This is a genomic window from Flavobacterium aciduliphilum (genome assembly GCF_003268855.1).
Classification (GTDB): domain Bacteria; phylum Bacteroidota; class Bacteroidia; order Flavobacteriales; family Flavobacteriaceae; genus Flavobacterium; species Flavobacterium aciduliphilum.
In genome coordinates this window covers 76,423-91,493 of the sequence record NZ_QLSZ01000004.1, presented here as the reverse complement: position 1 = coordinate 91,493, position 15,071 = coordinate 76,423, and the positions used below count along the sequence as shown (strand labels likewise).

Sequence of the window (15,071 nt, the reverse complement as noted above, 5' to 3'; positions counted from 1 at the left end):
CAATCGTTTTATTATGATGGATGCTGCTGTTTTTATACAATTTAAATGGCTTCATATAGTTTACCTGGAAGAGGACGAACCACTCCTTTCAATTCCATATTAAGTAAGATTGGGGAAAGTTTAAAGATTGGGAAATGACATTCGAGCGCCACTTGATCGAGTACTTGTTTTCCATGTTGAGTCAAGTACTTGTACACCTTTTGTTCCTCCTCGTTTAATGCCACAAACAATTGTTTTTGAATTGCCTTTGAAGGATTGTTATTTGATGGGATGTCCCAATTCAGGAAATACACAATATCAGCAGCACTAGTTAATGCGTTGGCTTGTTGTGTTTTTATCAAATAATTGCAACCAAAGCTATAGGTATCGGTCACTCTTCCAGGCACTGCGAAAACATCCCGATTGTAATCATTGGCTAGTTTTGCGGTAATTAAAGAACCTCCTTTTTCTGCGCTTTCAATGACGATAGTCGCTTCAGTCATACCTGCCACAATTCGATTTCGTTTCACAAAATGTTCCCTTTCAGGATTTGAATCACTCCAAAACTCTGTTAGGAAACCTCCATTGGCTTCCATTTTCGAAATGTATTTTTTGTGAGATTTTGGATAAATTTGATTTAATCCGTGAGCTAGTACTCCTATCGTTTGAAGTTGACAATCCATGGCGGTTTTGTGAGCCATAATATCTACACCATAAGCAAAACCACTTACAATAATTGGGTTGAATGGTACCAAATCTTCAATCAATTTTTTACAAAAATCTGCTCCATAAGGAGTTACTTCTCGTGTGCCAACAATGCTTACAATCTTAGAATGATTAAAATCTAAAGTACCCGAACCAAACAATAAAATTGGGGCATCAATACAATGTTTTAAACGATGAGGATATGATTCGTCTTGATAATGAAAGACTGCTAGTTGGTTTTTAGTAATAAATTGTAATTCAGATTCGGCCCACTTAAAAATAGATTTGTTTTTTAAGTTTTTTGTGATTACTTGTCCAATGCCATCGATAGCGTTTAATAGATGCGGTTTGGTTTTAAATATTTCTTCAGCAGAACCTAAGTGAGAAATAAGTTTTTTAGCAACAACATCCCCAATGCCTTCCACTTTGAGGAGCGCTAATACGTGGAGTAATTCAGTATCATTCATATAATAAAACGGTATGGAGTATAATAAAACGTTTCAAATGTAATGCAATAAAAATTGTTAACAAAGTTTGTGAATAAAATTTTGCAGAATCCTTTTATTCTTTAATTTTGTCATTATGAAGATAGAACAACACATAGCGCAATTGCTTTATCGTTATCAATGTGTAACGGTGCCTGGTTTTGGTGCTTTTTTAACCGAAATTCAGTCAGCCCAGTTACATCTAGCTTCACATTCCTTTTATCCTCCTAAAAAGAACATTTCTTTTAATTCTTTTTTAAAGAATAACGATGGATTGTTAGCAAATCACATTGCTTTGATTGAAAAGATGTCTTATGATGTTGCAGTGTCTTGCATTCAAAGGGAAGTTCAATCTTGGAAAGAAAAGCTTGAATTGGAAGGTGCTTTACAGTTAAAAAACATTGGAGTTTTTTCTTTGAATGCTGAACATAATTTAGTGTTTGTTCCAACGGATCAGGTTAATTACTTGACGTCCTCATTTGGTTTGACTACGTATAGTTCTCCAAGTATAGTCAGAGAAAGTGTTGAAGAAACACAAGAGCAACAAGAAGAAATCCCTGTGGTTCATTTAGATACTGAAAAATCTATTGGCAATCCTTTTATAAAATATGCTTCTATTTTTCTAATAGCATCTGGCTTATTGGGGGCGAGTGGTTATTTTGGAAATCAGTATTACCAACAACAACTTCAACAAGAAACGTTGGCTGTTCAAACAAAGGTTCAAAAACAAGTAGAGAAAAAGATACAAGAAGCCACGTTTTTTATACAAAATCCATTACCAACGGTTACGCTCACATTATCAGAATCTAAGAGACCATATCATATAGTAGCTGGTTCTTTTTTGGAAGAACAAAATGCCGATAGAATGTATGAAGAACTTCTAAAATTAGGTTACCAAGCCAAAAAAATTCGACAAAACAAACATGGGTTATACCCTGTTATTTATGGGAGTTTTGCTTCCTACACAGAGGCTCAAAATGAATTAGATAAAATAAAAAAGTCCCACAACCCCGAGGCGTGGTTACTTATAGAAGAATTACAATAAAGTCCCAATATCTTTGGGATTTCTTTTTTTATAATAAATCATATTAATAGCGTACAATGCAACCAAAACATCCTATAGATTCTCTTACTGTCTTAACAGATTTAGTATTGCCAAGTGAAACCAATCCTTTGAATAATCTTTTTGGAGGAGAACTTTTGGCACGAATGGATCGTGCAGCAAGCATAGCTGCTCGGAGACATTCCCGACGTATTGTGGTAACGGCATCAGTAAATCACGTGGCATTCAATCGTTCCATTCCCCTAGGAAGTGTCGTTACTATTGAAGCCAAAGTATCCCGCTCGTTTACGTCGTCTATGGAAATTTTTCTAGATGTTTGGATAGAAGATCGAGAATCGGGAAATCGTACCAAAGCAAATGAAGCCATCTATACTTTTGTGGCCGTTGATGAAACAGGTAATCCTGTAGCTGTTCCGCCACTTAAACCTCAAACAGAGGAAGAAAAAGCCCGTTTTCAAGCCGCTTTAAGGAGAAAGCAGTTAAGTCTTGTATTGGCAGGAAAAATGAATCCGCATGACGCTACAGAGTTAAAAGCATTATTTGTATAACTTGGAAAAACTCATGGAACTTCTATAATGTTATAGAAATGTATGACCTATAAAAACAAAAAAGACTTCACAGCAATGTGAAGTCTTTTCTTTTAGTAGCTCCCCTATTGGAGAAAGTTACAAATTTGATGCGATGAATACTTACACAATCATTAGGAAATTATACAGATAGACTTCGTGTCATTTTGCAGAATGTTTATTTATCATTCAACCCAATTCCAAGACCAAACATCGCAGCTACTAATCCAAGATGAATGATTAAGACGGCTTTTTGCCAAAAAGATCTGTCATTCCACTTTTGTTCTTGGTCGAAGGGGTCAAATGCCAACGCTATTCCTAATGAAGCAGTAGCTTGCATATAATCTTTAGAAAAAAATGCCTGGAACAATCCTAAAAGTAAAAATCCGATGTAAAGAAATTTGTTAATTTTTGTGTTCATATTTTTGTATTTTGATTTGATACAAAATTAGAATCAAAAAAATACTCAAAATTGTACTTTTAGGACACTACTTTAATTCCCAAACTATCTTGTCGCCATCTACTTTACTTGTTGATTTAAAAAAGTCTTTGGGGTTATGATTCGTAAGTTTACGGAATTCCTTAATGAAATAGGATTGGTCATAGTACCCTTCTTCATAAGTTATTTTGGTTAAATTTTTTAATTCAGAACTATTGAGCTTACTGGTTAATGAGTTTCTGAATCTACATATTCTTCGATATTCAACAGGGCTACAACCCATATGTTTGTTGAAATGCCTTTGAAAGGTTTTTAAAGTTAAACCTACATTAGTAGCAATAGTATCAATAGTAGTTTGTTCATTACCTTTTTCTAATAATTTAAGAGACTCTTCAATGACGATTAATTCTTGCTTTTCTGAAAATTGAGAAAGTAAAAAAGATTCTAATTTACTTAAGTCGTTCTCTCCTGAAAAAAGTTCTTCTCCAAAATTACGCCAAACGCTATTTGTAAATTCTTGTGAGAAATTAGAGGCTATAGAATGATAATTATCTAGAATAAATCGGTTAATTCCCATCGGCTTAAACACAATCGAAATTTCTCTCACTAATCCATTGTACTCTAACAGAACAGGACTAGTATACTTACCTAATATTTCAATATGAAGACCATTAGTAGTGCTTTCTGAAATTTCTATACTCCGATGGCTTCTTTTAATAGTTGCTCCTTTGAAAAATGATAGTCCTGTATTATAGTGAGGGAAAGCTACATAAGTGTATTTTGAGCTGGACTTGCCATCATAAATATAAAAGCACTCGATGTGCTTTTTCAAAATCGGTGAATTTGGAATTATTGTCTCTATCACAAAAAGATAATTAAACCATAAATTTAATCAAAAAATAAAACGCCACAACAACATTATATCACTTATAGACACAACAAAACCCGATACGAAAGTATCGGGTTTTGTTGTGCTCCCCCTATTGGAGAAAGTTACAATTTTAATGCGATGATTGCCTATTCAATCATCAGAAAATTAAGGCGTTGAACTTGTTATTAACTTGCAGGAAGTGAATTGCTTATTTTGCCTTAATAGGTATCCAAATTTCTTCTTCAGAAGAAGGGTCATTGTTTTTGTATTTTTCACCTAAAACTTCAAAATGTGCTCTATTATCTAATGTGAAATCTGAATTTGGCACCCATTCACTATAGATGTACTGAAAAAAAGCTGAGGCTCCTGAACTCATTCCTTTGTAATTAAAAACTGCATAAAGTCCACCTGATAAAATAAATGTTTCCATTGTATCTGGCACATTATTGAAATTTTCAACTTCTACAGTTGCCCATCTTTCAAATTCATTAGTGAGTTTGAAATCTACGAAGTGAATTGGCGAGTAGACAACTAAAGATATAAGGTCGTTTGTCAAGTTGTTTGTTATTTCCCTCCTTCTTGGCATAAAACTACCCCATAATTCGCCAATTCTGTAATTCGCATAACTCATCGTTATTCGCTTTCCAACCAATTTCTTATCGGTTATTGTTTCTATTCTTGGTGTCATTTTCATTATTTGTTTATGAATTCTAAAATATCAGCTGGCTGACAATCTAATGCCTTACAAATGGAATCTAATGTGCTAAACCTTATTGCTTTGGCTTTTCCTGTTTTAAGAATAGATAGATTAGCCAAAGTTAATCCCACTTTTTCTGAAAGTTCATTAAGGGAAATTTTTCTTTTAGCCATCATTACATCCAAGTTCACTATTATTGCCATTGGTTATACCGTTAATTCGTTTTCAGTTTGCAATTCAATTCCCTTTTTGAATATTTTGGCAAATATTAAAAGCGTGATTCCCATAAATAACCACACATCAGCACCTCCTAATTTTACATTTTCAAGAGCAGGCATTTGAAGACCTTGACTTATTAGCCAATTAGAAAATGATTTTCCGGCATATGAAAACAAGCCTATTGCAAATGCTATAAAAGCAAATTTGAAAATAAAATTTTTAATAGTTTCGTTGAATGGATTTGCAAGATTAAATTTCTTTTTATGAAATACAGAAACCGTTTGGTAAAATAAAATGGTCTTCAAAAGCGAGACAATAATTAATACAACTGTAAAACATATAAAAAACCCTAAATCATAATTATATAAATCAGATAAATCTAAATTTCTCCAAAATCTTGAAGCAACATTTGAATTAAAAAACAGCATATAAATCGTATTTGTTATATAACCACCGGTATCTATTGCAAGTCCTATAAATATAATCCAAGATAGGACATTGAGTAGTTTGAATGTAAAATCAGTAGTAGTTTTCATAGTATATGATTATATATTAGCGCGTCAAATATAATTATTTTTTATTGATAATCAATAAATATTTATTTATTTTCATAAATTTTTGTTTATAAAAAAACCCGATACGAAAGTGTCGGGTTTTGTTTTGCTCCCCCTATTGGAGAAAGTTATAATTTTAATGCGATGATTGCTTATTCAATTCTCTTAAAATCAAAGGGATATATTTTATAAATATTATTTATTTATTAGTTTTTCATTTCTATTTTCTGCTAAGAAAATGGAAAGTTTCTTGTTTTTTGTTGGGCTGGGGAGAACAAAGTTTATGTTCTCGCTCAACAATTAAGTTGAACCTGGTTGCTCAACTGATTTCTCAGCCCTACAGAGTTTTTAACGGAATTACCGACTACCCATATCCAACAACGTTCAAGGTAGATTTATAAAAATAGATATCATATTCCCCCACTTCATATCCTCTTCTTCTCGTGGTGGGGTTTGCCGGTCTTTACGACCCATCATTATCTATTACTATAATAAATATAGTATTATTTGAAAAAGTAAAGTAGTGATATTAATTTTATTTATAACTCTGCAATGGGATTACCATCCATAGTTGATTTAACCAAATCTCCAATAAATTTTGCAAATGGTTCAATATTTTGTTGAACACTTGCTAATTCAAGGGCACTCATATATTCATCTCTTTTTTGTACGGGGATTACCATCCATTTATACCCTCCTGAAGCCAATATTGCATTCATTAAAAATCTTCCCATCCTTCCATTCCCATCCATATAGGGATGAATATAAACAAATATAAAGTGCCCTAAAACTGCTCTAACTGATGCTTCGGGTTCTTCTGCTATCAACTCAAATAAAATTGGCATTACATCCCTTACAGCATCAACATTTACAGGGACGTGTTGGGATTGTCCAATATACACTTGATGTCTTCTATACCCTGCTAAATCTGAAGGCTTTAGTATTCCTGATGTAACACTTGGAGAAAATAATTCTCTAAACCAATCACTATGGTCTTCTGAAAGGATTTTACCTAAATCCCCTCCATCTATTATCTTTTCTATACTCTTTTTAACACTATTAAAAGCCAGCCAATAACCTCTTGCCGCCATAGCATCTCTATGTTTTTTGTCTTCTTCATTGTCTTCTAAATTCCATTTCCCACTCATAACTCTCTCTATCAATTCCGGAGTAACTTTGTATTTTTCAATAGATAATGAGTGGTACGCATCAGTAACGTATATGTCATCAATGTTTTTAAGGAAAGAAGTTTTATCTGAAAATTGAGGGTTTATTGGTTTTGGAAAAACTTTTATTATGGCATCACGCATTTCAAACCACATTAAACGAATTCTATTACAATAGGGTGAACGTTCTCTTAAAGACAATGAAATTGGTGTTTTTTGTTCAAAAGGGTCTATCTCTCTCACATCATAACCTGCCGATTTCATAGTTTTCAAAATCTCATCCGCTATTTTAGAATTGCCAATATTTCTAAAAGCACCTACTATTCTTCCTGCTTTCAAACTATGTCCTTTATCCAATAATAAACTTAATATTTCAGAAGCATCATTTATCATACTTAATGCTGTTCTTACATCTATTGGATTACTAACAAATATTGAAGGAGAGCTATAAATAATAGATGAAGGTAAGTTTAGAATTCTTAATCCATTTTTAATTTCTACACTTTCCAATTCAGATAGAGGGGATTTCATACTGAATAAAGAAGTGTTAAATAATAATTGAGTAAGATTGTTAGTTCCCTTAACTGACCTAATTATCATTTGGTTTGGAACCACTTCATTTCCTGAATGTAACAGCAACGATTGTTCTGCTGATATACAATATTCATCACCATACCTATCTTCTAAAAATCTTGAGCAGAAGCCCCAATAAGAAGTGAACCAAGAAGTGCTATTTCCTTTTTTTTCTTCGGGATTTACAGCTATATACCACCCTCTTACAACCTCTCTTATAAAACCATTAGTGATGAGTCGGTCTTTATTAGTTCTACTTAAATCATCTGATTTAATAGCAACAATGCCCTTGTCCTGAATTGTTTGGAGAACTTTTAGTGCTTCTGCAAGTTTTTCTGCTGGTGTTGCCATTGTGCATTTGTTATATTTAAGTGTTGTGTGTTTATTATAATTTGATGCTGTGTGTTTATTATAATTTGATGCAAATATAAATAATTAAATCGTAAATGATTGGAAAGAAATATTTTGTATTTGTATAAAAAACGCGATTTTTTTATCAAAGCAACTCTGGTCTGTAAAGAAAATGGAAAAAGTTTTACAAATGTTTGACCCATTAAACAAAAAAGACCTCACATGTCTGTGAAGTCTTTTCTTTTAGTAGCTCCCCCTATTGGAGAAAGTTACAATTTTGATGCGATGGCAATTTACTTAACTATCAGGAATATAAACAGATAACTTGTACTAAAAAAGATTGTTATAATAAAGTTATATTTTCACATTAACTATTTACTTCAAAAAAAATGACCTTATTTTTTATAAAAATTACTTTCTAGCATTAGTTATTAATTTTAATTCTTCTTTTAATTAACATTTAATAATATACAATACTTCTTGAATAGTAAAATCAATATAATATTAAGCATACATACTTTATAAAATCTTTAATACTTGGTTTAGTAGGTTATTCAAATTATAAGCTGATTTATTCAGTATTTTTTAATTAATTGGCTTGTATAAATTAGATATTGTGCATTTATTATACTTTGGCGCTGTGTGTTTGTTATAATTTGGTGCTTAGTTGGAAGCTAAGCAATTCTTTCAAATCTATTTTTAAGCAATTCTTTATAGGCAACCTTAAACTCATCACTCATAAAACTATCATCAATACAACGAAACCATTTATCCTTAGCCTTCTCCATTTTATTAAAAATATTTTCCTGTTGTTTGTTGTCTAACTTAAATGAATTGAATACCGTTGTGAAATCTTTTCTGCTAATTTTTTTCTTCTTAGCATTTAGAGTTAGAGCCAAATCTTCATCATCGGCAGGATTAACGATTGCGGTTGCCACCATATCATAAGCGGGAGATAGAATGTAACCTTGCTCATTTGTTTTGATTATAGAGAAGTTTTTTAAGTGCATATCAGCATTCCCCGTTAAGAATGAAAACAACACTTGCTCAAAGAAATTTACCAAATCCAACCCCGGATTAGTGGAATGTTTCAAAAGAACTTTAGCAATCTGTTCATAAGACCCGTGATACTTGTTTTCTGTCATTCTTTCTGTCAATTGACACATATCCTCCATTAAAAGTTTTTGTCCTTTTATGCGGTCAATTCTCTTGGTGATGTAGGCAAGATTTCCTGATTGTAATCGTATCAAACTATGGGGTACCATTTTTATTTTTGCTATGGCTCCCAAGTGCATTGTTAGGTCTTCCACCTCCGGTAATTGATTAAAATTCTTAGTCGGTGGTTTTAATATATAATCTCCCCACAGACCAACTATTGTAAATCGTTTGGCTTCTCCCTTTTCACTTGGGGTTAATTCCAAAGATAATTTTGCTTGAACTCCCGTTAAAGTAGTTTGACTTTTCACCACTTGTAAAGCCAATTCTTCCATTTGGTTTTCTGTATAAGGTAATTCAGGAGGAGTAGATTGTCCAAATATTTTTTTACAACAAGAAGGATGAAAATCTACTTCTTTTTCAGATAATGTTTCGTAACAATAGAGACATTTTTTCATAGTTCTTCATTATTTAATGGATGGACACTAACGGCTCCTATACAATCTTTACAACAAGCCATTAAAAGACCCATTCTATCTCGTGGGTTTAGTTTCCAATTGTTTTGAGCAATATCTAGCAACCATCCTTCGGGTATAAGACCATCAAAAAAAGGGAACAAGATTTTACTCGTATAAGGTTGTTCTTTTAGTGGCAGGGTCAAACTAATAGGGTCAGGATTTGAAGATTTCAAATAAGAACTATCATAGTTAAAATGATATCCATTTTCATCTTCTACCAACCACCCCGCAGTTGTATCATATATTTTTATTTCAGCCTTTCTCATCTTCCTCTACTATTAGTTGAACAGCTCCTACCTTATATCCAAATAATTTTAACACCTGATTTACTTTGTCTAATCGCAGTGATTCTTTACCTTGTTCCAATTCTCTTAGGAATCGAAGACCTACACCTGCTTTCTCTGCCAATTCAGGTTGAGTTAATTTAGCGGAGGTTCTTTTTTGTTTTACAAACTTACTTAATTCCATAATATGCACCTTTTCGGGTATAAAAATAAGGATATATTTTTAATTTATACCCTTTAAGGTGTAAATTTATTTTTCCAAGAGATAATATACCACAAAGGGTATAATAAAAAGAGAATTTTTTGATATGATAAGAAAACGCGGTTTTTTTATCAAAGCAACTTTGGTCTGTAAAAAAATGGATTTTTCTTTACAAATAAAAACAGAAAACCCGACACTTTCGTATCGGGTTTTCATTTGCTCCCCCTCTTGGGCTCGAACCAAGGACCCTCTGATTAACAGTCAGATGCTCTAACCAACTGAGCTAAGGAGGAAACTGTATATTGTATATTAGTTTTAAGAACTTTTTATTTGCTATGGTTTAATTTATCGGCTTAGCGGTTGCAAATATAAGGCGTTTTTTAATTTATGCAAATAAAATTAATGAATTTTTTTAAAAAAATTATTTTCCAAATAATGCTTTATAAATGTCATTTCCATTTGCAAAGAGTAACAAAGAGATAAGTAAAACAATACCAATTGTTTGTGCTTTTTCTAAAAATTTATCGCTAGGTTTTTTACCCGAAATCATTTCATAGATTAAAAACAACACATGTCCTCCATCAAGCGCTGGAATAGGTAATAAATTCATAACACCCAACATGATCGAAAGAAGTGCAGTGATGTTCCAAAAATCAAACCAACTCCAAGAAGCTGGAAACACATTAAAGATTGCTCCAAATCCTCCCACTCCTTTATATGCTCCTGTACTCGGATTGAAAATAAGTTTCAGTTGTTTCCAATAATTTCCTAATTGAGTCACGCCTTTATCTAAACCAATAGGAACAGCCTCAAAAAAGCCATAATGAACTTTGCTGAATTTATAATATCCTAGTTTTTCTAAATTATCTTCTTTCAAGGCTCCAGCAATAACACCAAGTTTCCCTTTATTAGTAACTGTTACTTGAACAGGCGTTTCTTTGTCATTTCGGAGTACAATTGCTGGAATTGTTTTGCTTTTATTTGTTTCTAAGATAGAAGAAGCTTCATCAAAATATTTTATTTTTTGACCGTTTAAAGACAAGACAATATCTTTTGTTTTAAGATTATTTTTATTTGGTGAATCACTAGCAAAACCGCCAATTACAAATGGCATTCGTAACGAAATCAAACTTTTTTTATCCGCATCGATAAATTTTCCAATAAAATTGTTAGGAAGAAAAATGGTTTTTGGTTCTCCATTTCTGTCAACCACAACTTTTTTGGATGTAAGGATATCCATATTAATCGCTGGAACAAACGTTGTTATTTTTTTATCATCAATTGAAATTAATTTATCACCTGTTTTAAGTCCTGCTTTTTCAAGTTCGATATTATTTACCTCAATACCATCTTTAACGTCTTTGTTTTCAATGTAATAATCTCCAAAAACATAAGAAATACCAATGTATATGATAAAAGCAAGAATAAAGTTTACAATAACGCCACCAAGCATAATGATTAAGCGTTGCCAAGCAGGTTTTGAACGAAATTCCCATGGCTGGGGTTCTCCTTTCATTTGTTCGGTGTCCATGCTCTCGTCAATCATTCCGGCTATTTTTACATATCCTCCCAAAGGCAACCATCCAATTCCATATTCCGTTTCACCAATTTTCTTTTTAAATAAAGAAAACTTAATGTCAAAAAATAAATAAAACTTTTCAACTTTAGTTTTAAAAAGTTTAGAGGGAATAAAGTGCCCTAATTCGTGAAGAATAATAAGGATTGATAAGCTCAAAAGAAACTGAGCGAGTTTAATTGCAAATTCCATTTTTGTGATTCTGTCTTGTTATAAAAAAGCAAAAGTAAGGTTTTCGCCTTACTTTTTACTAAATATATTGTTTATGCCTAATTTTTTATAATTTTTTTATGAAATGTTCCTTGAGAGGTCTGAATTTCAGCATATAAAACGCCAGCAGAAAGTGAAGCAACTGAAAAATCTAAAGCATTACTTTCTAAAACCAATTGTCCGATGTTGTTAAAAAGACGAACATTTTCTATTTCAATAGTAGAAGGCATTTGAATGTGTACTCCATCAGTTACCGGATTCGGATAGATTGCAATTGCTTTTTCTATTTCGAAAGTATCGTTGCCTAAAGTTACCGTATTGTTTTTAGATATAATGTCTTTTTCTGGGTCAAATTCTACGCCAGTAATTGCAAATGGTACGGAAACAATAATTTCTTGATTGTTGAAGGTGTTGTTAATCGTTGTGTCAAAGGTTTGTCCGCCAGCACCTGTGAATCGTATAGGCAATGGCATTTCGAAATAACTCACGGATGCGTGTGATTGCGTTTGATTTACCACAACTTTAGCTTGTCCTGTTCCCCAATTTTGAGCCGTAATCGTGTAAGTAGGATAGCCTTGATTGTAAATCCAGTCGTTAAAAAATTCGGTTAAGTCACCTCCAAAAGCGGTTTCCATGTGTCCTTTAAAATCGGTAGTCAACGCATACTTATAAGCCAAATTAGTATCTGCTAAATAGGCTCTCATACCTTGAAAGAAATTAGTATCACCCAATTTTAATCTAAGCATATTAAGCACCATTGCTCCTTTGTTGTAGGTTAGTCTGGAGCTAAAAATTCTATTTACATTGGTTGCTTCAGTATCGGTTAGATAAACAGCGCCTCCTGGTTGCGTAGTGATGTAGTCAATCATATTGGTTTTGTCATTAATAAATGCGGCATTACCATCAAAGTTTTCAATGGTTAAACTAGCCAAATAGGTAGCAAAACTTTCGTTGAGCCAAATATCTTTCCAAGTACCGCAGGTGATTTTGTCGCCAAACCATTGGTGTGCCATTTCATGAGCAATCAAGCTTCTTTCAAAATTGTTCATAAAAGATACGGTAGTATGTTCCATTCCGCCTCCCCAACCAAATTGAGCGTGACCATATTTTTCATTGTGAAAAGGATATAATTCGAACAAATTACTATACAGATTCAAAATTAAAGGGGTTTGATCTAGTTGTGTTTGAACGGTAGCATCAAAATTTTCAGGATATACGTAATTCACAATTGGATATGTATTCGGAATGGTTCCAGCAGACTGCGTATAAACGGTATAATTGGTAACCGCCATGCAAATTAGATAAGCCGGAATTGGGTATCCGTGATGAAAATGCGTTGTTTTGTTTGTGCCATTCGTTACAGGCGCTTCAGGTTCAATACCGTTGGATACTGCGATATATTGAGAAGGTGCTGTGATGTAAACGTCTATACTATTGACTTTATCATTTAAATCTTGTTTACATGGCCACCAATCGCGTGCGCCAAAAGGTTCAGATAATGTGTATAATGTATGGCTTCCATTTAATCGAACTTGGGTAGTAAATGCATTAAAACCATTTAAAGGAGGTGCACCAGAATAGGTGATTTCAACACTTGCTGAAGATCCTGTAAGTTGTGTTGTTGGGAGCGTGATGACTAATTCATTATTTCCATTTTGAACAAAAGTTAGATTCTGATTGTTTTGAGTTACAGCACTTACACTAAGCTCGTTTGCCAAGTCAAATGTAATCGTATTCATGTTAGAAAGTGCGGTGAACGTAGTAGTCACGGTACCTGATATAAAATAAATTGCTGGGTCTACCGTGAATTCAAGCTTGTGATAGGTAATATCATAATTTTGGGTGTTTGGATTCAAAGTAACATTCATTTTATGTGAGGCACTTTGTTTTTCAAAACAAACTATTTTTTTTAGCGTTTCTTGAGAGTTTTGAGCCCAATTACAAGTTCCAATAAACAATAAGATGAGGTAGTAAAAATTTTTCATAACGGAGGATTTTTTTGCTAAAGTACTAAATTAATGTAAAGAAGGTTTTTGTTCTACATAAGGAACTACAAATTAATGAATTATTAAGGAAGACATTCTTTGTTAGAATCGTGAATAAATAGAAAGCAATTTCATAAATTTGCAATCCTATTAAATTTTAAATCATGTTACAGATAGCGGTTATTAGAGAAAATCAAGAGAAAGTAATAGCAGCACTAGCCAAAAGAAATATGGATGCTAGAGTGCTTGTTGAAGAAGTCGTTCAATTGGATGAAAATAGAAGAACAACTCAAGTGGAATTAGATAACACTCTTGCAGAATCCAATAAGCTTTCTAAAGACATCGGAGAACTGATGAAAAATGGCGAAAAAGCTAAGGCTGACATTTTAAAACAAAAAACAGTTTCTCTTAAAGAAAGAAGTAAAGAATTATCGGACAAACTCGACGAATTCACCAAAGAGTTGACCGAAAAAATGTATTTGTTACCCAATACACCTACTGACATCGTTCCAGAGGGAAAGTCAGCCGAGGATAATTTGAATGTATACCAAGAAGGAGAAGTGCCTCAATTGTTTGAAGGAGCGTTAGCTCATTGGGATTTGATTAAAAAATACGATATTATAGATTTTGAATTGGGAACTAAAATCACAGCGCCTGGTTTTCCAATTTACAAAGGGAAAGGAGCTAAATTGCAACGTGCGTTGATTTCTTATTTTTTGGATAAAAATATTGATGCAGGATATACGGAATTTCAAGTACCTCACTTAGTCAATGAAGCTTCGGCTTATGGAACGGGACAATTGCCCGACAAAGAGGGACAAATGTATCATGATGCTAAAGATAATTTATATTTAATTCCAACTGCTGAGGTTCCGGTAACTAATATTTTTAGAGATGTCATTTTGCAGGAAAATGAGTTGCCTGTTTTATGTACTGGATATACGCCATGTTTTAGAAGAGAAGCAGGGTCATGGGGTGCTCATGTTCGTGGGTTAAATCGTTTGCATCAATTTGATAAGGTGGAAATCGTTCGTGTGGAACATCCTGAAAAATCCTATGAAGCTTTAGACGCTATGGTAGAGCATGTAAAAACGATTATGCGAGAATTAAAATTACCTTTCAGGGTTTTGCGTTTGTGTGGTGGGGATATGGGATTTGCTTCTGCACTTACGTATGATTTTGAAGTTTACTCAACCGCACAACAACGTTGGTTGGAGATTTCTTCCGTATCAAATTTTGAAACCTACCAAGCCAATCGTTTGAAATTACGATTCAAAGGAAAAGACGGTAAGACACAATTAGCACACACTTTAAACGGAAGTTCGTTAGCGCTTCCAAGAGTCATGGCAGGAATCCTAGAAAACTATCAAACGCCAGAAGGAATTGTGATTCCTGAAGTGTTGAGAAAGTACACAGGATTTGATATAATAAATTAAAAAGTTAATCTTACTATAAATAATGTACTATAGTAAC

At 33.1% G+C, this 15,071-nt stretch carries 15 protein-coding genes and 1 tRNA gene; 3 read left to right on the top strand and 13 right to left on the bottom strand.

The annotated features are described in order from the left end of the window. Positions 1 to 41: 41 nt before the first annotated feature. Entirely contained in the window at positions 42 to 1,151 is a 1,110-nt protein-coding gene (gene dprA / locus CLV55_RS05845; RefSeq protein ID WP_112112817.1) for a DNA-processing protein DprA, read from the bottom strand. Between the two features lie 115 nt (positions 1,152 to 1,266). Between dprA and CLV55_RS05840 the strand changes: the two genes are divergently transcribed. Continuing rightward, complete coding sequence (locus CLV55_RS05840) at positions 1,267 to 2,214, top strand: HU domain-containing protein (RefSeq protein ID WP_112112816.1); 948 nt, start codon at positions 1,267 to 1,269, stop codon at positions 2,212 to 2,214. A gap of 56 nt (positions 2,215 to 2,270) precedes the next feature. Beyond that, the gene (locus CLV55_RS05835; RefSeq protein WP_112112815.1) at positions 2,271 to 2,780 is read left to right on the top strand and encodes an acyl-CoA thioesterase; all 510 of its coding nucleotides are present in this window, start codon (positions 2,271 to 2,273) and stop codon (positions 2,778 to 2,780) included. A gap of 196 nt (positions 2,781 to 2,976) precedes the next feature. Here CLV55_RS05835 and CLV55_RS05830 read toward each other — a convergent pair whose 3' ends face one another. The 12 genes from CLV55_RS05830 to CLV55_RS05775 all read right to left on the bottom strand — a co-directional run bounded on the left by CLV55_RS05830 (position 2,977) and on the right by CLV55_RS05775 (position 13,598). Further along, the gene (locus tag CLV55_RS05830; RefSeq protein ID WP_112112814.1) at positions 2,977 to 3,219 is read right to left on the bottom strand and encodes a hypothetical protein; all 243 of its coding nucleotides are present in this window, start codon (positions 3,217 to 3,219) and stop codon (positions 2,977 to 2,979) included. Positions 3,220 to 3,286: 67 nt separating this feature from the next. Continuing rightward, positions 3,287 to 4,102 carry a helix-turn-helix domain-containing protein gene (locus tag CLV55_RS05825; protein WP_317048365.1) on the bottom strand — a complete coding sequence of 272 codons (816 nt, stop codon included), beginning with the start codon at positions 4,100 to 4,102 and terminating at the stop codon, positions 3,287 to 3,289. A gap of 214 nt (positions 4,103 to 4,316) precedes the next feature. Further along, positions 4,317 to 4,796 (bottom strand): GyrI-like domain-containing protein, encoded by a 480-nt coding sequence (locus CLV55_RS05820; protein ID WP_211306485.1) that lies wholly within the window; start codon positions 4,794 to 4,796, stop codon positions 4,317 to 4,319. Positions 4,797 to 4,801: 5 nt separating this feature from the next. Continuing rightward, positions 4,802 to 5,008: a helix-turn-helix domain-containing protein gene (locus tag CLV55_RS05815; RefSeq protein ID WP_112112811.1), complete on the bottom strand. Its 207-nt coding sequence runs from the start codon at positions 5,006 to 5,008 to the stop codon at positions 4,802 to 4,804. Between the two features lie 3 nt (positions 5,009 to 5,011). Beyond that, the gene (locus CLV55_RS05810) at positions 5,012 to 5,560 is read right to left on the bottom strand and encodes a DUF2975 domain-containing protein (RefSeq protein ID WP_112112810.1); all 549 of its coding nucleotides are present in this window, start codon (positions 5,558 to 5,560) and stop codon (positions 5,012 to 5,014) included. 557 nt (positions 5,561 to 6,117) lie between these two features. Further along, positions 6,118 to 7,668: a Fic family protein gene (locus CLV55_RS05805; protein WP_112112809.1), complete on the bottom strand. Its 1,551-nt coding sequence runs from the start codon at positions 7,666 to 7,668 to the stop codon at positions 6,118 to 6,120. A gap of 674 nt (positions 7,669 to 8,342) precedes the next feature. After that, positions 8,343 to 9,281, bottom strand: a complete 939-nt coding sequence (locus CLV55_RS05800; RefSeq protein WP_112112808.1) for a HipA domain-containing protein — start codon at positions 9,279 to 9,281, stop codon at positions 8,343 to 8,345. After that, on the bottom strand, positions 9,278 to 9,607 hold the full coding sequence (locus tag CLV55_RS05795; RefSeq protein WP_112112807.1) for a HipA N-terminal domain-containing protein: 330 nt from the start codon (positions 9,605 to 9,607) through the stop codon (positions 9,278 to 9,280). Before CLV55_RS05795 ends, CLV55_RS05800 begins: the two co-directional genes overlap by 4 nt. Continuing rightward, entirely contained in the window at positions 9,594 to 9,809 is a 216-nt protein-coding gene (locus tag CLV55_RS05790; protein WP_112112806.1) for a type II toxin-antitoxin system Y4mF family antitoxin, read from the bottom strand. The genes CLV55_RS05795 and CLV55_RS05790 overlap by 14 nt, the downstream gene beginning before the upstream one ends. A gap of 237 nt (positions 9,810 to 10,046) precedes the next feature. After that, positions 10,047 to 10,120, bottom strand: a tRNA-Asn gene (locus CLV55_RS05785). 128 nt (positions 10,121 to 10,248) lie between these two features. Beyond that, complete coding sequence (gene rseP, locus CLV55_RS05780) at positions 10,249 to 11,595, bottom strand: RIP metalloprotease RseP (protein ID WP_112112805.1); 1,347 nt, start codon at positions 11,593 to 11,595, stop codon at positions 10,249 to 10,251. A gap of 77 nt (positions 11,596 to 11,672) precedes the next feature. Further along, positions 11,673 to 13,598: a M1 family aminopeptidase gene (locus CLV55_RS05775; protein WP_112112804.1), complete on the bottom strand. Its 1,926-nt coding sequence runs from the start codon at positions 13,596 to 13,598 to the stop codon at positions 11,673 to 11,675. A gap of 164 nt (positions 13,599 to 13,762) precedes the next feature. Between CLV55_RS05775 and serS the strand changes: the two genes are divergently transcribed. After that, the gene (serS, locus tag CLV55_RS05770; protein ID WP_112112803.1) at positions 13,763 to 15,034 is read left to right on the top strand and encodes a serine--tRNA ligase; all 1,272 of its coding nucleotides are present in this window, start codon (positions 13,763 to 13,765) and stop codon (positions 15,032 to 15,034) included. Positions 15,035 to 15,071: the final 37 nt, after the last annotated feature.

Bases quoted from the DNA above. Each gene is read 5' to 3' on its own strand.
- dprA (WP_112112817.1), bottom strand. From the start codon at position 1,151: ATGAATGATACTGAATTACTCCACGTATTAGCGCTCCTCAAAGTGGAA.
- CLV55_RS05840 (WP_112112816.1), top strand. From the start codon at position 1,267: ATGAAGATAGAACAACACATAGCGCAATTGCTTTATCGTTATCAATGT.
- CLV55_RS05835 (WP_112112815.1), top strand. From the start codon at position 2,271: ATGCAACCAAAACATCCTATAGATTCTCTTACTGTCTTAACAGATTTA.
- CLV55_RS05830 (WP_112112814.1), bottom strand. From the start codon at position 3,219: ATGAACACAAAAATTAACAAATTTCTTTACATCGGATTTTTACTTTTA.
- CLV55_RS05820 (WP_211306485.1), bottom strand. From the start codon at position 4,796: ATGACACCAAGAATAGAAACAATAACCGATAAGAAATTGGTTGGAAAG.
- CLV55_RS05815 (WP_112112811.1), bottom strand. From the start codon at position 5,008: ATGGCAATAATAGTGAACTTGGATGTAATGATGGCTAAAAGAAAAATT.
- CLV55_RS05810 (WP_112112810.1), bottom strand. From the start codon at position 5,560: ATGAAAACTACTACTGATTTTACATTCAAACTACTCAATGTCCTATCT.
- CLV55_RS05805 (WP_112112809.1), bottom strand. From the start codon at position 7,668: ATGGCAACACCAGCAGAAAAACTTGCAGAAGCACTAAAAGTTCTCCAA.
- CLV55_RS05800 (WP_112112808.1), bottom strand. From the start codon at position 9,281: ATGAAAAAATGTCTCTATTGTTACGAAACATTATCTGAAAAAGAAGTA.
- CLV55_RS05795 (WP_112112807.1), bottom strand. From the start codon at position 9,607: ATGAGAAAGGCTGAAATAAAAATATATGATACAACTGCGGGGTGGTTG.
- CLV55_RS05790 (WP_112112806.1), bottom strand. From the start codon at position 9,809: ATGGAATTAAGTAAGTTTGTAAAACAAAAAAGAACCTCCGCTAAATTA.
- rseP (WP_112112805.1), bottom strand. From the start codon at position 11,595: ATGGAATTTGCAATTAAACTCGCTCAGTTTCTTTTGAGCTTATCAATC.
- CLV55_RS05775 (WP_112112804.1), bottom strand. From the start codon at position 13,598: ATGAAAAATTTTTACTACCTCATCTTATTGTTTATTGGAACTTGTAAT.
- serS (WP_112112803.1), top strand. From the start codon at position 13,763: ATGTTACAGATAGCGGTTATTAGAGAAAATCAAGAGAAAGTAATAGCA.